The organism is Vreelandella halophila (assembly GCF_019903425.1).
Classification (GTDB): Bacteria; Pseudomonadota; Gammaproteobacteria; order Pseudomonadales; family Oleiphilaceae; genus Halospina; species Halospina halophila.
Genome location: NZ_JACHUZ010000013.1, coordinates 321814 through 338368, shown reverse-complemented (window position 1 = coordinate 338368; position 16555 = coordinate 321814). Strand labels below are relative to the sequence as shown.

The window sequence follows — 16555 nt, the reverse complement described above, 5'->3', positions numbered from 1 at the left end:
TTAATTCCGTAAAACCGACAAGGAGAGCGACATGTCCGACGTCGTCACCTATCAGCGTGAAGGCGCCATCGGCGTTATCACAGTGAACTACCCCCCGGTTAACGCCCTCAGCCAGGCTGTGCGTTCCGGCCTGCTCGACGCGCTCGACCAGGGCCAGAAGGACGCCGATGCGAAGGCGCTTCTGCTGGTCTGTGAAGGTAAGACCTTTATCGCGGGGGCTGACATCCGGGAATTCGGTAAGCCCATGCAGGAGCCGGCCCTGCCGTCAGTGGTGGAGGCTTACGAAAACAGCGACAAGCCGATTGTTGCTGCTATTCACGGCACCGCGCTGGGCGGTGGCCTGGAGGTGGCGCTGGGTTGTGACTATCGGGTTGCGCTCGACAGCGCCCGGGTCGGCCTGCCGGAGGTCAAGCTCGGCCTCCTGCCCGGCGCCGGCGGAACCCAGCGGTTGCCGCGCCTCGCCGGGGCCCGCAAGTCACTGGAGATGATCACCTCCGGTGACTTCGTTCCGGCCAGCGACGCGCTGGAAGCCGGCATCGTCGACAGTGTCGAGGCCGGTTCCGACAGCCGGGCGGTCGGGCTTGCCTTTGCGCAGAAGGTCGTCGATGAAGGGAAGCCGGTGCGTCGCGTCCGGGATCTCAACGAGAAACTCGACGCCGACAAGGGCAGCGAGGTCTTCGCCGAGTTCCGGGCCAACCTGGAGAAAAAGGCCCGGGGCCTGTTCGCGCCCTTCAAGTGTGTTGACGCCGTTGAAGCCGCCTTTGAGCTGCCGTTCGAAAAGGGCATGCAGCGTGAGCGCGAGCTCTTCCAGGAATGCATGGAATCCCCGCAACGCGCCGGGCTGGTCCATGCCTTCTTCGCCGAGCGCGAAGTCTCCAAGGTTCCGGGGCTGCCCAAGGACACCCCCGTGCGCGACGTTGAGCGCGTGGGCATCATCGGCGCCGGCACCATGGGCGGCGGCATAGCCATGAACTTCGCCAACGCCGGTATTCCGGTGCGGCTGCTCGAGGTCAAGCAGGAGGCGCTGGACAAGGGCCTCAGCGTGATCCGCCGCAACTACGAGAACTCCGCGAAGAAGGGCCGCATCACCCAGGAGCAGGTGGAGCAGCGCATGGCGCTGATCGAGCCGACGCTCTCCTACGACGATTTCGCGGATGTGGACCTGGTGATCGAGGCGGTGTTCGAGGAGATGGGCATCAAGAAGGACATCTTCTCGACCCTCGACCGCGTCTGTAAGCAGGGCGCCATCCTGGCTTCCAACACCTCGACGCTGGATATCGACGAGATCGCCTCCTCGACGGCCCGCCCGGCGGACGTGGTGGGCATGCACTTCTTCAGCCCCGCCAACGTGATGAAGCTGCTGGAAAACGTAGCCGGCAGCAACACGGCCAATGACGTCAAGGCCACTGTCATGGGCCTGGCCAAGCGCATCGGCAAGGTCGGCGTGCTGGTCGGCAACTGCTACGGCTTCGTGGGCAACCGGATGCTCCACCGGCGTGGCGCGGAAGCCACGGCCCTGGTCAACGAGGGCGCTTCCCCGCAGCAGGTGGACCGGGTCCTGACGGACTTCGGCTTCCCCATGGGCCAGTTCGCCATGTCGGATCTCGCCGGCATTGATGTGGGCTACCGCATCCGCGAGGAACGCCGCAAGGCCGGCGAGGACATCCCGCCGAACTGGACGGACAAGCTGGTTGAACAGGGCCGCCTCGGCCAGAAGACCCAGGCTGGCATCTATAAGTATGAAGAGGGGAATCGTCAGCCGATCCCCGACCCGGAGGTTGACCGGCTGATCGAGCAGTTCCGCGAGGAACAGGGCATCCAGGCGCGGGAGGTTCCGGACCAGGAGATCCTCGAGCGCTGCATGTACGTGATGATCAACGAGGGGGCGAAGATTCTGGAGGAAGGCATTGCCGCCCGCTCTCTGGATGTGGACGTGACCTGGATCTACGGCTACGGCTTCCCGTCCCACAAGGGCGGGCCCATGTTCTGGGCGGACCAGGTCGGGGTCGACACGATCCGCGACACCGTCAGGCGCTTCCACGACACCCTTGGCGGCGACCAGTGGCAACCCGCCGCCCTGCTGGAACGACTGGCTGATGAAGGCAGCACCTTCGCCAGCCTCAATGCCAACACCGCTTCCTGAGGAAATTCCATGTCTGATGCAGTCATTGTCTCAACCGCGCGCACCGGCCTGGGCAAGTCCTACCGGGGCGCGCTGAACGATACCCACAGCCTGGACCTGGCCGGCCACGTGATCCGCCACGCCGTCGAGCGGGCCGGGCTTGATCCCCGGGTGGTCGAGGACGTGATCCTCGGCGCCACCTTCCACGAGGGCGCCCAGGGCAAGAACATGGCCCGCCTGGCAGCGGTCCGCGCCGGGCTGCCGGTCACCACCGCCGGGGTCTCCATCAACCGCTTCTGCAGCTCCGGGCTGCAGGCGATTGCCATGGCCTCCCAGCGGGTCGTCTCCGAGAAGGTGCCGGCCATGGTTGCCGGCGGCGTGGAGTCGATCAGCATGGTCCAGAACGAGCACATCAACCAGTTCCGCGCCACCAATGAGTGGCTGATGGCGAACAAGCCGGAACTGTACCTCTCCATGATCGAGACGGCGGACATTGTCGCCAAGCGCTACGGCATCTCCCGCGAGGCCCAGGACGAGTATGCCCTGGCCAGCCAGCAGCGCACGGCGGCGGCCCAGGAGGCCGGCTACTTCAATGATGAGATCGTGCCCTTCGAGACCACGATGAAGGTCAAGGACAAGGAGACGGGCGAGGTCAGCGAGAAGGACGTGACCCTGACCACGGACGAGTGCAACCGTCCGGGCACCACCCTTGAGGGCCTGGCCGGTCTCGATCCTGTGCGGGGCGAGGACCAGTTCGTGACCGCCGGCAATGCCAGCCAGCTCTCCGACGGCGCCTCGGTCTGCACGGTTATGAACAGCACCTACGCGGAAAAGAACAACATTGAGCCCATGGGTATTTTCCGGGGCTTCTCGGTGGCGGCCTGCGAGCCCGACGAGATGGGCATCGGTCCGGTCTATGCTATTCCGCGCCTGCTTGAGCGCACCGGCCTGAGCATGGACGACATCGATCTGTGGGAGCTCAACGAGGCCTTCGCCTCCCAGGTGATCTACTGCCGCGATCAGCTCGGCATTCCCATGGAGCGGCTCAACGTCAACGGCGGCTCGATTTCCATCGGCCACCCCTATGGCGTCACCGGTTCACGCCTGACCGGCCATGCCCTGATCGAGGGCAAGCGCCGTGGCGCCAAGTACGTGGTGGTGACCATGTGCGTCGGGGGTGGCCAGGGCGCCGCCGGTCTGTTCGAGGTCGTCTGAACCGGGGGTACCATGGACCAGCACATCATCAACCCCGAGGACCTGGCGTTCCAGCTGTTTGAGCTCCATCGCACGGAGGAGCTTCTGGCCTATGAACGCTACGCTGATCACAGTCCGGAGACTCTCCAGGCGGCCCTGGACCTGGCACTGCGCGTGGCGACGGAAGAGTTCGCTCCGCACGCCCGGCTTGTGGATGAAGAGGAGCCGACCTTCGAGGATGGCCGGGTGGTGATGCGCCCGGAAGTCGGGAAGGCCCTCGGCGTCCTCAGCGAGACCGGGCTGATGGCGGCCGGGCAGGACTATGAGCGGGGCGGCATGCAGCTGCCTGCCACCGTGTCCCAGATGTGCGTCGGGCTGCTGAAGGGCGCCAACGTGGGAACCCAGGGGTACGCCGGGCTGACCATGGCCGCCGCCAACCTGATCCTGGCCCATGGCTCGGAGGCCCAGAAGGCCCGCTACGCGGAACCCATGATCGCGGGCCGGTTCTTCGGGACCATGTGCCTGACCGAACCCCAGGCCGGTTCGTCGCTTGGTGACCTGCGTACCCGTGCCACGCCGCAGGACGATGGCAGTTACCGCCTCAAGGGGAACAAGATCTACATCTCCGGCGGCGATCACGAACTCAGTGAGAACATCGTGCACATGGTGCTGGCACGCCTGCCGGACGCACCGCCCGGTGTTAAGGGGATCTCGCTGTTCATCGTCCCGAAGTACCTGGTCAATGAGGACGGCACCACCGGCGAGCGCAACGATGTGGCCCTGGCCGGACTGATCCACAAGATGGGCTATCGTGGCACCACCTCCACCATGCTCAACTTCGGTGAGAACGAGGGTGCCGTGGGCTATCTCGTGGGTGAGCCCAACAAGGGCCTGGCGGCGATGTTCCACATGATGAACGAGGCGCGGATCGGGGTGGGTCTCGGTTCGGTCATGCTTGGCTACACTGGTTACCTGCACTCGCTGGACTACGCCCGGGAACGCCGCCAGGGCCGCCCCGTGGGCAACAAGGACCCCGAGTCGGATCAGGTGCCACTGATCCGGCACGCGGATATCCGCCGCATGCTGCTGGCCCAGAAAGCCTATGTGGAAGGCGGGCTGGCCCTGTGCCTGGAAGGGGCTCGACTGGTGGATGACCAGCGCCACTCCGGGGATGACACCCAGCGGGACGAGGCCGCGGGGCTTCTGGACCTGCTGACGCCGCTGATGAAGTCATGGCCGTCGCAGTTCTGTCTGGAGGCCAACAGCCTGGCCATCCAGGTCCTCGGGGGCTACGGCTACACCCGGGACTACCCGGTGGAACAGTTCTACCGGGACAACCGGCTGAATCCCATCCATGAGGGCACCCACGGGATCCAGGGCCTGGACCTGCTCGGGCGCAAGGTGATCATGGCCGAAGGGCGCTATTACCGGGCCCTGATGGACCGGATTGACCGCACCATCAGTGACGCGCGCGGGGAACGCGAGCTGGCGGACAACGCCGAGCGCCTGGAGGCGGCGGTCGACCGGCTCAATAGCGCCACGGACGCGATCAACAAGGTGCGGGCAGCCGGGGATACCGAAAGGGCCCTGGCGAACGCCTCGCTCTACCTGGAGGCCATGGGCCACGTCGTGGTCGGCTGGTTGTGGCTGCGCCAGGCCCGCCTGGCCCTGACCGGTATTGCCGAGGGTGGCCCGCAGACCGAGGCGTTCTATCGCGGCAAGCTCAAGGCCTGTGACTACTTCGCCCGCTACGAATTGCCACGGGTGACATCGCTGTCCGGCCTGCTGGCCGAGGTTGACGACACAGCCCTGACCATGGCGGAAGACAGTTTCTAGAGCCGGGCCGGGTAAGAATCAAAAAGGAGATCGGACAATGGTACGGGAAGCAAAAGCAGCGGTCTGCCGGGCGTGGGGAGAACCCATAACCGTGGAGACCATCCAGGTTGCACCGCCCAAGCGCAATGAGATCACGATCAAGGTGGCGGCCTGCGGGGTCTGCCACAGTGACCTGTCCGCCGCCACCGGCAAGATCCAGTACCCGCCGCCCCTGGTTCTGGGCCACGAAGCCGCCGGTGTCGTGATCGAGGTCGGGGAGGGGGTGACCGACCTCAAGGAAGGCGACCATATCGCCAGCACCTTCGTTTCAATGTGCGGCAAGTGCCGCCAGTGCGTGCGCGGCCGCCCCGTTCTCTGCGAGAAGGCACAAAAGGCCATGTTCACGCTGCCGGACGGCACGGTCCGGACGACCGACTCAGAGGGCAATGACCTGAATGTCTTCGGTGCCTGCGGCGTGATGGCGGAGTACGCCACCCTGCACGTGGACAACGCCGTCCGGATCGAGGAGGGCGTTCCGCTCCAGAATGCCGCACTGGTCGGGTGTGCCGTGATGACCGGGGTCGGGGCGGTGTTCAACACGGCCCGGCTGGAGCCGGGCTCCCGCGCCGCGGTTTTCGGCATCGGCGGCGTCGGGCTCAACGCCGTCCAGGGCTGTGATACCGCGGGCGCGGAGATGATCGTCGCGGTGGATAACAGCGAGTCGAAGCTGGAGCGGGCCAGGGCTTTTGGCGCAACCCATACCGTGAACATCAACGACGTCGAGGATGCCGGCAAGGCGGTGAAGAAGCTGACGGGCGGCGTGGACTACGCCTTCGAGTGTGTCGGCTCTGGGGCGGTGGTTTCCCAGGCGTATCGCTGCCTTGCCCGTGGCGGAACGGCGGTCGTGGTAGGCGTGGCCGACCCCAGCGACAGAACCGAGATTGGAACGCTGTCACTGCCCGCCGACGAGCGTACGCTCAAGGGCAGCTGGCTGGGGTCCGCCCGGCCGCAGTATGACTTCCCGCGGATCCTGGCGCTGTACGAAGCGGGCAAGCTCAAGCTGGACGAACTCATTACCCAGACCTACACCATTGAACAGGCACCAGAGGCGTTCGACGATATGGTCTCGGGCAAGAATGCACGCGGCGTGATTGTCTTTGAATAACGCCCAGGAGGACGCGGTCATGAAGAACCTGAACAAGCTCTACATCAACGGTGAATGGGAGGACTGGCGCGGCCAGACCCTCAAGGTTCACGAGGCCGCCACCGGCGAGGTGATGGCGGAAGTGCCGGCGGCCGGCCGGGCCGAGATGGAACGGGCCGTCGACTCGGCCCACCAGGCCTTTGAGAGCTGGTCCCGGACCAGCCGCGACGAGCGCCTGGCCATCCTGAAGCAACTGCTGGAGGGGTTGAATACCCGGGCCCCGGAGATCGCGGAAACCGTCTCCCGCGAGGTGGGCATGCCGGCGAAACTGGCCGGCCAGATCCAGGCCGGAATGCCCATTGCCACCACCCAGTCCTACGTTGAGCTGTTGCCGGAGTATGAATTCACGGAACAGGTGGGGAACTCCGAGGTCCAGTATGCGCCGGTCGGGGTAGTCGGGTGCATCACCCCCTGGAACTACCCCCTGCACCAGGTCATGCTGAAGGTGGTTCCGGCCCTGGCGGCGGGCTGCACCGTCGTGCTCAAGCCCAGTGAGATCGCCCCCGGCAGCGCCTTCATCCTGGCCGAGATCCTTGAGGGTACGGACCTGCCGAAAGGGGTCTTCAACATGGTCTGCGGCCTCGGGGAAGAGGCGGGCGATACCCTGATCCGGCACCCGCGGGTCAATATGCTGTCCTTCACCGGCTCCCCCCGCACCGGCCACCTTGTGGCCCACGCGGCCGCGGACGACTTCAAGCGCTATGCCCTGGAGATGGGCGGCAAGTCGGCCTCGGTGATCCTGCCCGATGCGGACCTGAAGGCGGCCGTTAAGGGGACCGTCAACAACTGCCTGCTCAACTCGGGCCAGACCTGCACGGCCCTGACCCGCATGCTGGTGCCATCGGAGCTGCACGACCAGGCCTGTGAGCTGGCGGCGGAGGCCGTTGGCAAGATGACCCCGGGCAATCCGCTGGACGAGGGCACGCGGCTTGGCCCACTGGCCTCCGCCGAGCAGCGCGACAAGGTGTTCGAGTACATCCGGCTGGGCATCGAGGAAAGCGCCACGCTCGTCACCGGTGGCGCCGAGGCGCCGGAAGGGCTGGAGCAGGGCTACTTCGTCCGGCCCACGGTCTTTGGCAACGTCGACCCCGAGAGCCGGATCGCCCAGGAGGAAATCTTCGGGCCCGTGCTCTGCGTGATTCCCTATTCCGACGAGCAGGAGGCGATCCGGATCGCCAACGGCACGCCCTATGGCCTGTCCGGCGCCGTCTGGTCCGGGGATGCCGACAGGGCGAAGCGGATTGCCGGGGAACTGCGCACCGGCCAGGTGTTCGTCAACGGTGGCGCCTTTAACCCCAAGGCCCCCTTCGGTGGCTTCGGCCACTCGGGCATCGGGCGTGAATTCGGCAAGTGGGGGCTCGAGGAGTTCCTTGAAGTGCGGGCCCTTCAGCTGTAGCAGAGGAGACTATCGTGGAACGCGAATCGATGGAGTTTGACGTCCTGATCGTGGGGGCGGGCCCGGCGGGCCTTTCAGCGGCCTGCCGCATCCAGCAGCTGGCCAACGAGGCGGAGCAGGAACTGACCGTTTGCGTCGTGGAAAAGGGCTCGGAGGTCGGCGCCCACATCATCGCCGGCACGGTGTTCGAGCCCACGAGCCTCAATGAGCTGTTCCCGGACTGGAAGGAGCGCGGTGCGCCGCTGAACACCCCGGTCACCCGGGACGACATCTACTTCCTGCGCGGCCCCGAAGGCGCCCGCAAGGCCCCCAACGCCTTCGTGCCGAAGAACATGCACAACCACGGCAACTACATCATCAGCCTGGCCAACCTGTGCCGCTGGCTGGGTGAGCAGGCCGAGCAGCTGGGCGTGGAGATCTACCCCGGCTTCCCGGCCGCCGAGGTGCTGTATGAGGACGGCGTGGTCAAGGGCATCCTCACCGGTGAGTTCGGCCTCGACAGCGAGGGCAACCCCAAGGACGGCTACATGCCGCCGATGGAGCTGCGTGCCCGCTACACGCTGTTCAGCGAGGGCTGCCGCGGCCACCTGGGCAAGGAGCTGCTGCAGCAGTTCAACCTGGACGAGGGCAAGGACCCGCAGCATTACGGCCTGGGCATCAAGGAGCTGTGGGACATCGACCCGGCGAAGCACGAGCCGGGGCTGGTGGTGCACACCGCCGGCTGGCCGCTGTCCGAGAGCGGCTCCACCGGGGGTGGCTTCCTCTACCACCTGGAAAACGGCCAGGTCTATGTGGGGCTGATCACCGACCTGTCCTACTCCAATCCCTATGTCTCGCCGTTCGAGGAATTCCAGCGGATGAAGACCCATCCGACGATCAAGCAGCACCTGGAAGGCGGCAAGCGCGTGGCCTACGGCGCGCGGGCCATCACCAAGGGCGGCTACAACAGCCTGCCGAAAATGAGCTTCCCGGGCGGGCTGCTACTCGGCTGCGATGCCGGCACGCTGAACTCGTCCAAGATCAAGGGCTCGCACACCGCCATGAAGTCCGGCATGCTCGGTGCCGAGACGGTGTTCGAGGCGATCCAGAAAGGCTCCGAGGGCGGGGATGACCTCACCCGCTTTACCGAAAAATTCGAGAACAGCTGGCTCTTCAAGGAGCTGTTCGCCGAGCGCAACTTCAGCCCGGCCATGCACAAGTTCGGCACCGTGATCGGTGGCGGCATCGCCTTCCTGGAGCAGAACATCCTGCGCCGGCCCCTGCCGATCACCTTCCACGACACCACGCCGGACTATGCCGCGCTCAAGCCGGCGGCCGAGTGTAAGAAGATTGATTACCCGAAACCGGACAACGGCCTGACCTTCGACCGGCTGTCCTCGGCGTTCATGTCGAACACCAACCACGAAGAGGACCAGCCCTGCCACCTCAAGCTCAAGGACCCGGCGATCCCGATCCGGGACAACCTGCCCACCTACGACGAGCCGGCGCAGCGCTACTGCCCGGTGGGCGTGTACGAGGTGGTCGATGCCGAGGACGGCAGCGGTAAGAAGTTCCAGATCAACGCGCAGAACTGCATCCACTGCAAGACCTGCGACATCAAGGACCCGGCCCAGAACATCCAGTGGGTGGTCCCGGAAGGGGGCGGTGGCCCCAACTACCCGAACATGTAGAGCTGTAAAGGACTCCCCGATGAAGACACGCATCACGACGCTGTTCGGGATCGAGCGGCCCATTATCCAGGGCGGCATGCACCATGTGGGCTTCGCGCAACTGGCCGCCGCGGTTTCCAATGCCGGCGGCCTGGGCATCATCACTGCGCTGACCCAGCCGACCCCCGAGGACCTGGCCCGGGAGATCGACAAGTGCCGGACCCTGACCGACAAGCCCTTCGGCGTGAACCTGACCTTCCTGCCGAGCTTCAAGGAACCGCCCTACGAGGAATACATCCAGGCGATCATCGACGGCGGTGTGACCGTGGTGGAAACCGCGGGGCGCAGCCCGGAGCGCTACATGGCGCGGCTTCAGGAAGCCGGCATCAAGGTCATCCACAAATGCACCTCCGTGCGCCACGCCCTGAAGGCCCAGGCGATTGGTTGTGACGCGGTCAGCGTGGATGGTTTCGAGTGCGGCGGGCATCCCGGTGAGGACGACATCCCGAACTTTATCCTGCTTCCCCGCGCCGCCGAGGAACTGACGATTCCCTTCGTGGCCTCGGGTGGCATGGCGGACGGGCGCAGCCTGGTGGCGGCCATGGCACTGGGCGCCGAGGGCATGAACATGGGCACGCGCTTTATCGCCACCACCGACGCGCCGGTCCATGAGAACGTCAAGCAGGCCCTGCTTGAGGCGGATGAGCGCCAGACCCGGTTGATCATGCGCAACCTGCGCAATACCGAGCGGGTGATGAACAATGCGGCCGTCGAATCCATCCAGGCCATCGAAGCGGACAAGGGGGCCAACATCGCCATCGATGACATCCGCCACCTGGTCACCGGCGCCCAGGGACGCAAGGTACTGCAGGAGGGCGAAATGGATGCGGCGGCCTGGAGCTGCGGCATGGTGGCCGGGCTCATCCACGACATCCCGGACTGCGCCACCCTGATGGACCGGATCATGAGTGAGGCCGAAGCGATTATTGATCAGCGGCTGAGGGGATTCATGGCCGCGTCGGGCTAGGGGACCCCACGAAAAAAAGGCCCGGACGAACCGGGCCAAGGGGTTGGGGAGCTCTTGCCGTCCCGAAGATCAGTGATGGGTGTGGTGATGGTGGCCTTCCCCGGCCATCGCCTTCTGGTAGGCTTCCTCGGCTTCTTCCGCCAGTTCGTTCAGGTGCGCGATGTGGTGGCTGTTGTTCTGCTGCCAGGGGTGGAAGCTGTACTTGAAGTATTCCAGCCATTCCGGAATCTGGCGGCGCAGTACCCCCGGCTTGCCAAGCAGGGTATTGAGCACGGTCAGGTGGCCACGCCAGCCTTCCTTTCGGCAGGCCTCGCTGTTGCTCACCATCTGGAAGTAGAAGCCCACAACCAGTGGCCAGAAGATGGCGGTGGCGGCGGTCATGCCGAAGGCGCGCTTGAGATAGGCGCTCGGGCCACGGCCGATGCACTTTTCCCAGACGTCGTAGCAAACGGCCTTGTGTTCCACTTCCTCCATGGCGTGCCACTGCCACATCCGCTGATAATCCTCCTGGGAGCCCTCCATCACCTCCGGGTGATCCAGCAGGAAGCCGCCCATGAGCGCGGTGAAGTGCTCCAGCGCGATGGTGGCGTTGAGCGGCATGCTCTTGGGGGTGCGCTCCTTGAGGAAGTCCAGCAGTGACCAGACGAAGGCGTCCAGCTTATCCGCCGGAAGCCCTTCCTCCTGCATCAGCTTGTTGTACTCAATGTGTTCACGGCTGTGCATGGCTTCCTGGCCGATGAAGGCGGTGGCGGCCTTCTTCAGGTCCGGATCCGGGATCTGGTCACGGTAGGAGCGCAGGGCGTCAATGAACAGCCGCTCGCCGGCCGGGAAGAACAGGGAGAGGGCGTTCATGAACTGCGTCATGTGCGGCCCCTGGGCATGCCAGTCGTGGATGCGTTCCTTCGGCGGCAGAAAATGCAGGTCCCGGCGCTCGGGCATTACCATGCCGTCGTCGCCCGGGCCCTGGATGCTCTCGTCGGTTGCGTGTTCTTTGGCTGCGGTTGCGGCTGTCATGGCTGCCCTCCCCTTGATGGTTGTCAGCTCATCAACATGACATTGATGAAAGTCACAATGCTCAATGTAACAGTATTCAAGAGGGCGACAAGGCTGGTGTGACGGAGCCTGGCGTCACAGGAGCCAATCGCGGGATCAACAGGGGGTGGCTCAGCCTGAGTTGTGCTGGGATTCCGGCAGGTTGAGGTGGTCCAGGATGTACGCCAGCCGGTCGCCCAGGTGGCGGTCCGCGGCCTTCTGCATGGCCCGGGCCACCTCCGGCAGCACGGCCATTTCCACCAGTGGCCGCAGGCGCCATATGAGCTGCGAGAGCTCCTCGGATTCGTCGGGCGGTGGCATATGCTGGCCGTAACGGCTGAAGATGTGGCGTTCGACCAGCTTGACCATCTCTTCCGCCGCCTGCTCGACGTTGTGGCGCAGGTAGGCCACCACATCCAGCATGTCTTCAAGCGGGATGCCGGTTTTGGCCAGTTCCGAGCCGGCATGCAGGATGCGCGGGCTGGGAATGCGGTAGCGCCGACCCTCGGGGATGATCAACTCCAGTTCCTCGGCGCGTTTGAGGGCAGGGCCCATGAAGATGCTGCCAAAGCGCTGCACGAGCTCGCGTTTGGTCAGGAACTCGGGCAGCTCATCCGACCAGGGGCTGACCACGGCCTTCTCGAGTCCCAGGATGTGCTCAATGCCATTGCCGCTTTCCCAGCTTTCCACCAGCTCGGCAATGTTGTTGAGCGTGTAGCCGCGCTCCAGCAGCCGACCGATGATGCGCAGCCGCGACAGGTGGGTCTCGCTGTAGATGCCCTTGCGGCCGCGACGTTCGGGCGGCGGGATGAGACCGCGCTCCTGGTACACCCGGATATTGCGCACCGTCATGCCGCTGGCACGCGCCAGCTGGTCGATGGAGAACTCGCCGGATTCCTGGTTGCCGCTCTGCGCCATGGGCGGTCTCTGGCCGTTTCATGAGTGAAAACGGCATTTTAGCGTGGAAGCCCGGGAATGAATAGCGCCATCTGACCATTGGGTGATGGCGCTGTGGTCACCCTCACGCTTTTCGCCGCCGTCGGAGGTAGCGGATCGAGAGCCAGGTGCCGGTGAGACAGAGGCCGGTGCCGCCACTCATCAGCGCGATAACCAGCCCATACCAGAACCAGCTGCCCGGGTTGAGTAACGGGAAGTCCAGGCTGTGCAGGCCGTTGTAAAGCCAGCGGTTGAGCTGGCTGAGTGGTGTCGAGTGCTGGAGCACACTGCCCGTGTCGGGGTCGATGTAGAGCCGGATCCCGCTGTCGTAATCCGCCCGGTAGACCGGCAGGGGCGGCCCGTCGCGGCCGATGCGCCCGGAACGGCCGGCGTAGTAGTAGCTGTCGTACGCCGTCTGTTCGCGGAAGGCGGTCAGGGTACCTGCCTCTGCGCGTTCCAGGGCCGTCCGCACTGCCTCCGCCGGCAGGGGTCCGTCCGCTGCCGGCGAGTCGTGGCCAGGGCGGGCCGCGTGGAGCCGTTCGGTCCCGTCATCGGCCATGGACCGGTAGTAGGTCCGGCCATTGAACCGGTGGAGCTGCAGCTCATGTGGCCCGTGCTCCGCCGGTGTGTCTATCGCCGACGGGGAGGACGCTTGATGGGCACCCGGGCTGTTGCGCCCGAGATGCTCGGTAAGCGCGGGCTCGCGGTCGGCGGAGTTCCAGTGGAAGGGCCCCATCGAGAGCAGGCCGCTGAACACCCAGGTGGTGGCCAGGGCCCCGAAGACCAGCCCCAGGTAATGATGCCACCGGAACCAGCCCCGGAACGGGCTCACACCGCCCCGACGTTTATTGCGACGCATCAGCATGAGCCCCAGCACTACGCCACTGAGACAGGCCAGGGTGCCGATGCCGGCAAGCCAGAGCACCACCTGACGCCAGATGCCGGTCAGTTCCCGCAACTGGGTAGGGTAGATCCAGTGGATCACGGGCCCGGCGTAGCCCCAGACCCGCTCATGGGAAGTGGTACTGTGAACGACTTCGCCGGTGGGGCGTGAGAGGTAGAGCTGGGTGCCGGCCTCATCCGCCAGTGCTACCCGCCACAGCGGGGCCGGGGCTTTGACGTGGCTGTTGACCGTCCACTGGTCCGGGCCTTCCAGCAACGTGACCGAGGCCACCTCGGTGCCGGACAGCACCTCGGCCCGCTCCGTGGCCTGGGCACGGTTCAGCGGTGGCGCGGGCTCGCCAGTATCGGCAAAGGCGCTGTGCCATTGGCCGTCACTATCCATGGCATGGAGGCGCGGGCGCTCCCCGGGCTGGTTAATCCGCAGTCCCTCGGGGTCGTCCAGATCCAGTTTTGCCAGGGCCCGCGACGGGGCGACCTCGAGTTGGCCCGAATCCAGCGGTTCCAGCCAGGCCATGCGTTCTTGGTCTGTTGTCCGCGGGTAGCCCTCGAACATCATGACGATGCCCGAGGCGAACCACAGCAGCAGGATCAGGCTCATGGTCAGCCCGAGGTAGCGGTGCACCGGGATCAGCCAGCGCAGGATCCGTTTCTTCAGACGGCTTGCCATCAGAAGCTCCGGCTGTATTCAAGCTGGGCGTTGCGGGGCGGGCCCAGAGTATCCTGACGGTACGGCTCGCCATTCGGGGGCGTCACCTGAGCGACGCCGTTGGCGTACTGCTGATCCCTCAGGTTCTCCAGGCGCAGAGTGACCCGGTTGGCGCCATCGGCCCCGAACTCACGCCAGGCACTGGCGCTCAACAGGGTGTAGTCGCCGTAGGACTGCTTGCCAATGTCTGCCGTGCTTGTGGCCACATCGCCGGTGTGGCGCGCGTTGAGCTCCCAGCCCTGATTGTCGCCCTGCCAGCTGAGTGTGGCGTTGGCGTGCCATTCGGGGATGCCGGCGATTTGCTCATCGCTGCCGCCTTCCCGGGCATCGGCCCAGGTTGCATCCAGGTCCAGCTGCCAGCCGCTGTCACCGCCCAGATTGAGAGCGGCCTCAGCACCGTGGACCCGGACCGTCTGGTTGCTGTTGGCGTACTGGCCATCATCAACTTTGATGAGGTTGTCGATCTCGCGGTAGAAGCCACCCAGTTCCCATTTCACGGGGTTGCCGATGTGACCGATCAGCGACACATTGCTGTTGATGCTCTCCTCCGGTTCCAGGTTTTCATTCCCGGCAGGGAAGTCTTCGTCAATCACGAACATCTCAAAGGCCGAGGGCAGCCGGAAGTTGGTGCCCACGCTGGCTTTCAGGTGGAGGTCTTTGGGGAGTGGCTGCTTCAGGCTGATGTTCCAGATACTGTGGTCATCGGCGAAGTTGGAGTGGTTGTAGCGGGCGCCCAGGGCCAGGTGGGTGCTGGGCGAGAAATTCAGGTGGGGCCGATACTGAACAAAGCCCGCCGTAACGGCCTCGGTCTTGCCGTCAATGCGCAGCGAGTAGTCCTCGCCCTGGTAGCGCTGGTAATCCACGCCGCCCAGAAGCTGGGAGCCGCCATCCGTGGTATGGCGACCGGTCAGATTGACGCCATAGTCATCGAACCCCCATTCGGCCCGGTCGTTAATGAGGTTGACGGTGCCGTCCTTGTCCATGCCCAGGCGGGTGTAATCGGTCCACCAGTCGTGCCAGTAGGCTTTGACGAAATAACCGTTCTGCTCATTCACCTGATGATCCCATTTCAGGGAAACAATGTTCTCATCGCGGTCGTTAACGGCCTTGAAGTTGCTGTTGCCCCGGGGAAAATCGGCTTCCACATCGTTGCGGACCACGAGGGCGTTCAACGACTTACCTTCGCCCGCATCCAGCAGGTAGCGGCCGCCGTAGGAGCTGCGGGTGAAACCACGCTTCTGGCGCCGGGCGCTTTCAAGCAGCTCACTGTCCCGGTAGGGTTGGTAGCCGTCCGAATGGTCGTGTTCGCCAAACACCAGCCACCGCCCGTACTCGTTGCGATTGCTGACATGGCCGGCAAGGCGGCGGTCGCCCAGTGATCCGAGCGCGCCGGTGATGTTGCCCCCGGAGTCCCTTCCGGGCTTACGCAGGACAATGTTCACGACTCCGGCCACTGCCTGGGTGCCGTAGAACAGGCCCTGGCCACCTTTCAGGATCTCGATGCGCTCGACCATATGGGTGCTGATGGAGTCCAGTGGCGAAGTGCTGCCGAAGAGCCGGTTGTTGATGCGCACCCCGTCCAGCAGCCAGAGCACATCCTCGCTGCGCGAGCCCTGGATGGAAATGCTGGCGTAATCACCGCGGCCGGTCTTGGGATTCAGATAGAGCCCCGGAACGTTACCCCGCAGGGCCTGGCCGATGTCGCTGATACCGGTCCTTTCGAGCTGTTCACTGTCGATCACTTCCAATTCAGCGCCGTAGTCGGCTAATTCCGAAGGCAGGGTTTCCTCAAGGGCGGACCCCTGGACTACCAGCTCATCCAGGGCCATGCGGTGATCCACTGCGGCAGCGGCAAACGGGAATAACAGGATCAGGAATAAAAGCAGTCGTTTCATACAAGGTCTCCAACACTGAGTCCATTAGTGATGGAGCCCTCACGCGGGCAGGCCGACAGGCGGGGCAGCGGTCTTAACACCGGTCCGTTAGCGGCCCGAACACCTCAATCGCGAAGGCTCGGTTTCCGGCCCATCTGTGTCACGGGCCGGGCTTCGGCAGGTCTTCGGACTCAGGGGCGGGCGCCAATGGCTGGCGCTGGCCTTGGATCACGGCTTCCCATCCGGTTCGGACAGTGCCGGGGGTAACCCCCAGTGATCCTTGTTCCCCAATACCGCTGCGCGTCAGTCCCGGACTCTCACCGGGTTCCCTCACACTCCAACCGGAGTGTTGACCGAAGCAGCGGGGAGGCTAGGGGAAGGTTTGAGGAAAGTCAAAGCTCCGGAGCGCTGGTGGCGATTTGACCAGGGGACCCCGATCCTCTAGGATTTGCTCCTCTTTCGTCCCTGGGTGGTCGGCGTCCGTTCGGATGACCGGCTGAAACGGGAACCCGGTGTGACTCCGGGACTGCCCCCGCAACGGTGAATGCTGGGCGCGGATCATCCCCGCCACTGTGATGGTGCCATCATGGGAAGGCGATCCGCCCGAACCGCTCAGGTTCCAGCATGAGTCCGGAGACCGGCCCAGGGGAACAGCACCGTCAGTGCGGGTGGCACGGCGGTGGAGCGCTCAGGGCTT

Annotated in this window: 11 protein-coding genes and 2 riboswitches; of the genes, 7 read left to right on the top strand and 4 right to left on the bottom strand. The window is 64.8% G+C overall.

What is annotated here, in order from left to right:
- The first annotated feature begins 31 nt into the window (after positions 1 to 31).
- From H4I92_RS05800 to H4I92_RS05770, 7 genes are read left to right on the top strand one after another with little or no spacing between them, the layout of a single operon-like run.
- Positions 32 to 2143 carry a 3-hydroxyacyl-CoA dehydrogenase NAD-binding domain-containing protein gene (locus H4I92_RS05800; protein ID WP_077529709.1) on the top strand — a complete coding sequence of 704 codons (2112 nt, stop codon included), beginning with the start codon at positions 32 to 34 and terminating at the stop codon, positions 2141 to 2143.
- Positions 2144 to 2152: 9 nt separating this feature from the next.
- The gene (locus tag H4I92_RS05795; RefSeq protein ID WP_077529708.1) at positions 2153 to 3337 is read left to right on the top strand and encodes an acetyl-CoA C-acyltransferase; all 1185 of its coding nucleotides are present in this window, start codon (positions 2153 to 2155) and stop codon (positions 3335 to 3337) included.
- Between the two features lie 12 nt (positions 3338 to 3349).
- A complete protein-coding gene (locus H4I92_RS05790; protein WP_077529707.1) occupies positions 3350 to 5152 on the top strand; it encodes an acyl-CoA dehydrogenase in 1803 nt (600 codons plus the stop codon).
- Positions 5153 to 5189: 37 nt separating this feature from the next.
- Positions 5190 to 6296 (top strand): zinc-binding dehydrogenase, encoded by a 1107-nt coding sequence (locus H4I92_RS05785; RefSeq protein WP_077529706.1) that lies wholly within the window; start codon positions 5190 to 5192, stop codon positions 6294 to 6296.
- Between the two features lie 19 nt (positions 6297 to 6315).
- A complete protein-coding gene (locus H4I92_RS05780) occupies positions 6316 to 7731 on the top strand; it encodes an aldehyde dehydrogenase family protein (protein ID WP_077529705.1) in 1416 nt (471 codons plus the stop codon).
- Between the two features lie 14 nt (positions 7732 to 7745).
- A complete protein-coding gene (locus tag H4I92_RS05775) occupies positions 7746 to 9401 on the top strand; it encodes an electron transfer flavoprotein-ubiquinone oxidoreductase (protein ID WP_077529704.1) in 1656 nt (551 codons plus the stop codon).
- 19 nt (positions 9402 to 9420) lie between these two features.
- A complete protein-coding gene (locus H4I92_RS05770) occupies positions 9421 to 10407 on the top strand; it encodes an NAD(P)H-dependent flavin oxidoreductase (RefSeq protein ID WP_077529703.1) in 987 nt (328 codons plus the stop codon).
- A 69-nt stretch (positions 10408 to 10476) separates the two neighbouring features.
- Here the strand turns inward: H4I92_RS05770 and H4I92_RS05765 are convergent, their stop codons facing one another.
- From H4I92_RS05765 to H4I92_RS05750, 4 genes are all read right to left on the bottom strand, one after another.
- On the bottom strand, positions 10477 to 11421 hold the full coding sequence (locus H4I92_RS05765; protein WP_077529702.1) for a metal-dependent hydrolase: 945 nt from the start codon (positions 11419 to 11421) through the stop codon (positions 10477 to 10479).
- 150 nt (positions 11422 to 11571) lie between these two features.
- On the bottom strand, positions 11572 to 12357 hold the full coding sequence (locus tag H4I92_RS05760) for a MerR family transcriptional regulator (protein WP_077529701.1): 786 nt from the start codon (positions 12355 to 12357) through the stop codon (positions 11572 to 11574).
- A gap of 103 nt (positions 12358 to 12460) precedes the next feature.
- The gene (locus tag H4I92_RS05755) at positions 12461 to 13945 is read right to left on the bottom strand and encodes a PepSY domain-containing protein (RefSeq protein WP_077529700.1); all 1485 of its coding nucleotides are present in this window, start codon (positions 13943 to 13945) and stop codon (positions 12461 to 12463) included.
- Complete coding sequence (locus tag H4I92_RS05750) at positions 13945 to 15879, bottom strand: TonB-dependent receptor plug domain-containing protein (protein ID WP_077529699.1); 1935 nt, start codon at positions 15877 to 15879, stop codon at positions 13945 to 13947. The genes H4I92_RS05755 and H4I92_RS05750 overlap by 1 nt, the downstream gene beginning before the upstream one ends.
- 138 nt (positions 15880 to 16017) lie before the next feature.
- A riboswitch (cobalamin riboswitch) is annotated at positions 16018 to 16231 on the bottom strand.
- 77 nt (positions 16232 to 16308) lie between these two features.
- Positions 16309 to 16518: riboswitch (cobalamin riboswitch) on the top strand.
- The last annotated feature ends 37 nt before the right edge of the window (positions 16519 to 16555 follow it).

What these genes read in the sequence shown, in the direction of transcription:
- H4I92_RS05800 (WP_077529709.1), top strand. Translation starts at nt 32, where the DNA reads ATGTCCGACGTCGTCACCTATCAGCGTGAAGGCGCCATCGGCGTTATC.
- H4I92_RS05795 (WP_077529708.1), top strand. Translation starts at nt 2,153, where the DNA reads ATGTCTGATGCAGTCATTGTCTCAACCGCGCGCACCGGCCTGGGCAAG.
- H4I92_RS05790 (WP_077529707.1), top strand. Translation starts at nt 3,350, where the DNA reads ATGGACCAGCACATCATCAACCCCGAGGACCTGGCGTTCCAGCTGTTT.
- H4I92_RS05785 (WP_077529706.1), top strand. Translation starts at nt 5,190, where the DNA reads ATGGTACGGGAAGCAAAAGCAGCGGTCTGCCGGGCGTGGGGAGAACCC.
- H4I92_RS05780 (WP_077529705.1), top strand. Translation starts at nt 6,316, where the DNA reads ATGAAGAACCTGAACAAGCTCTACATCAACGGTGAATGGGAGGACTGG.
- H4I92_RS05770 (WP_077529703.1), top strand. Translation starts at nt 9,421, where the DNA reads ATGAAGACACGCATCACGACGCTGTTCGGGATCGAGCGGCCCATTATC.
- H4I92_RS05765 (WP_077529702.1), bottom strand. Translation starts at nt 11,421, where the DNA reads ATGACAGCCGCAACCGCAGCCAAAGAACACGCAACCGACGAGAGCATC.
- H4I92_RS05760 (WP_077529701.1), bottom strand. Translation starts at nt 12,357, where the DNA reads ATGGCGCAGAGCGGCAACCAGGAATCCGGCGAGTTCTCCATCGACCAG.
- H4I92_RS05755 (WP_077529700.1), bottom strand. Translation starts at nt 13,945, where the DNA reads ATGGCAAGCCGTCTGAAGAAACGGATCCTGCGCTGGCTGATCCCGGTG.
- H4I92_RS05750 (WP_077529699.1), bottom strand. Translation starts at nt 15,879, where the DNA reads ATGAAACGACTGCTTTTATTCCTGATCCTGTTATTCCCGTTTGCCGCT.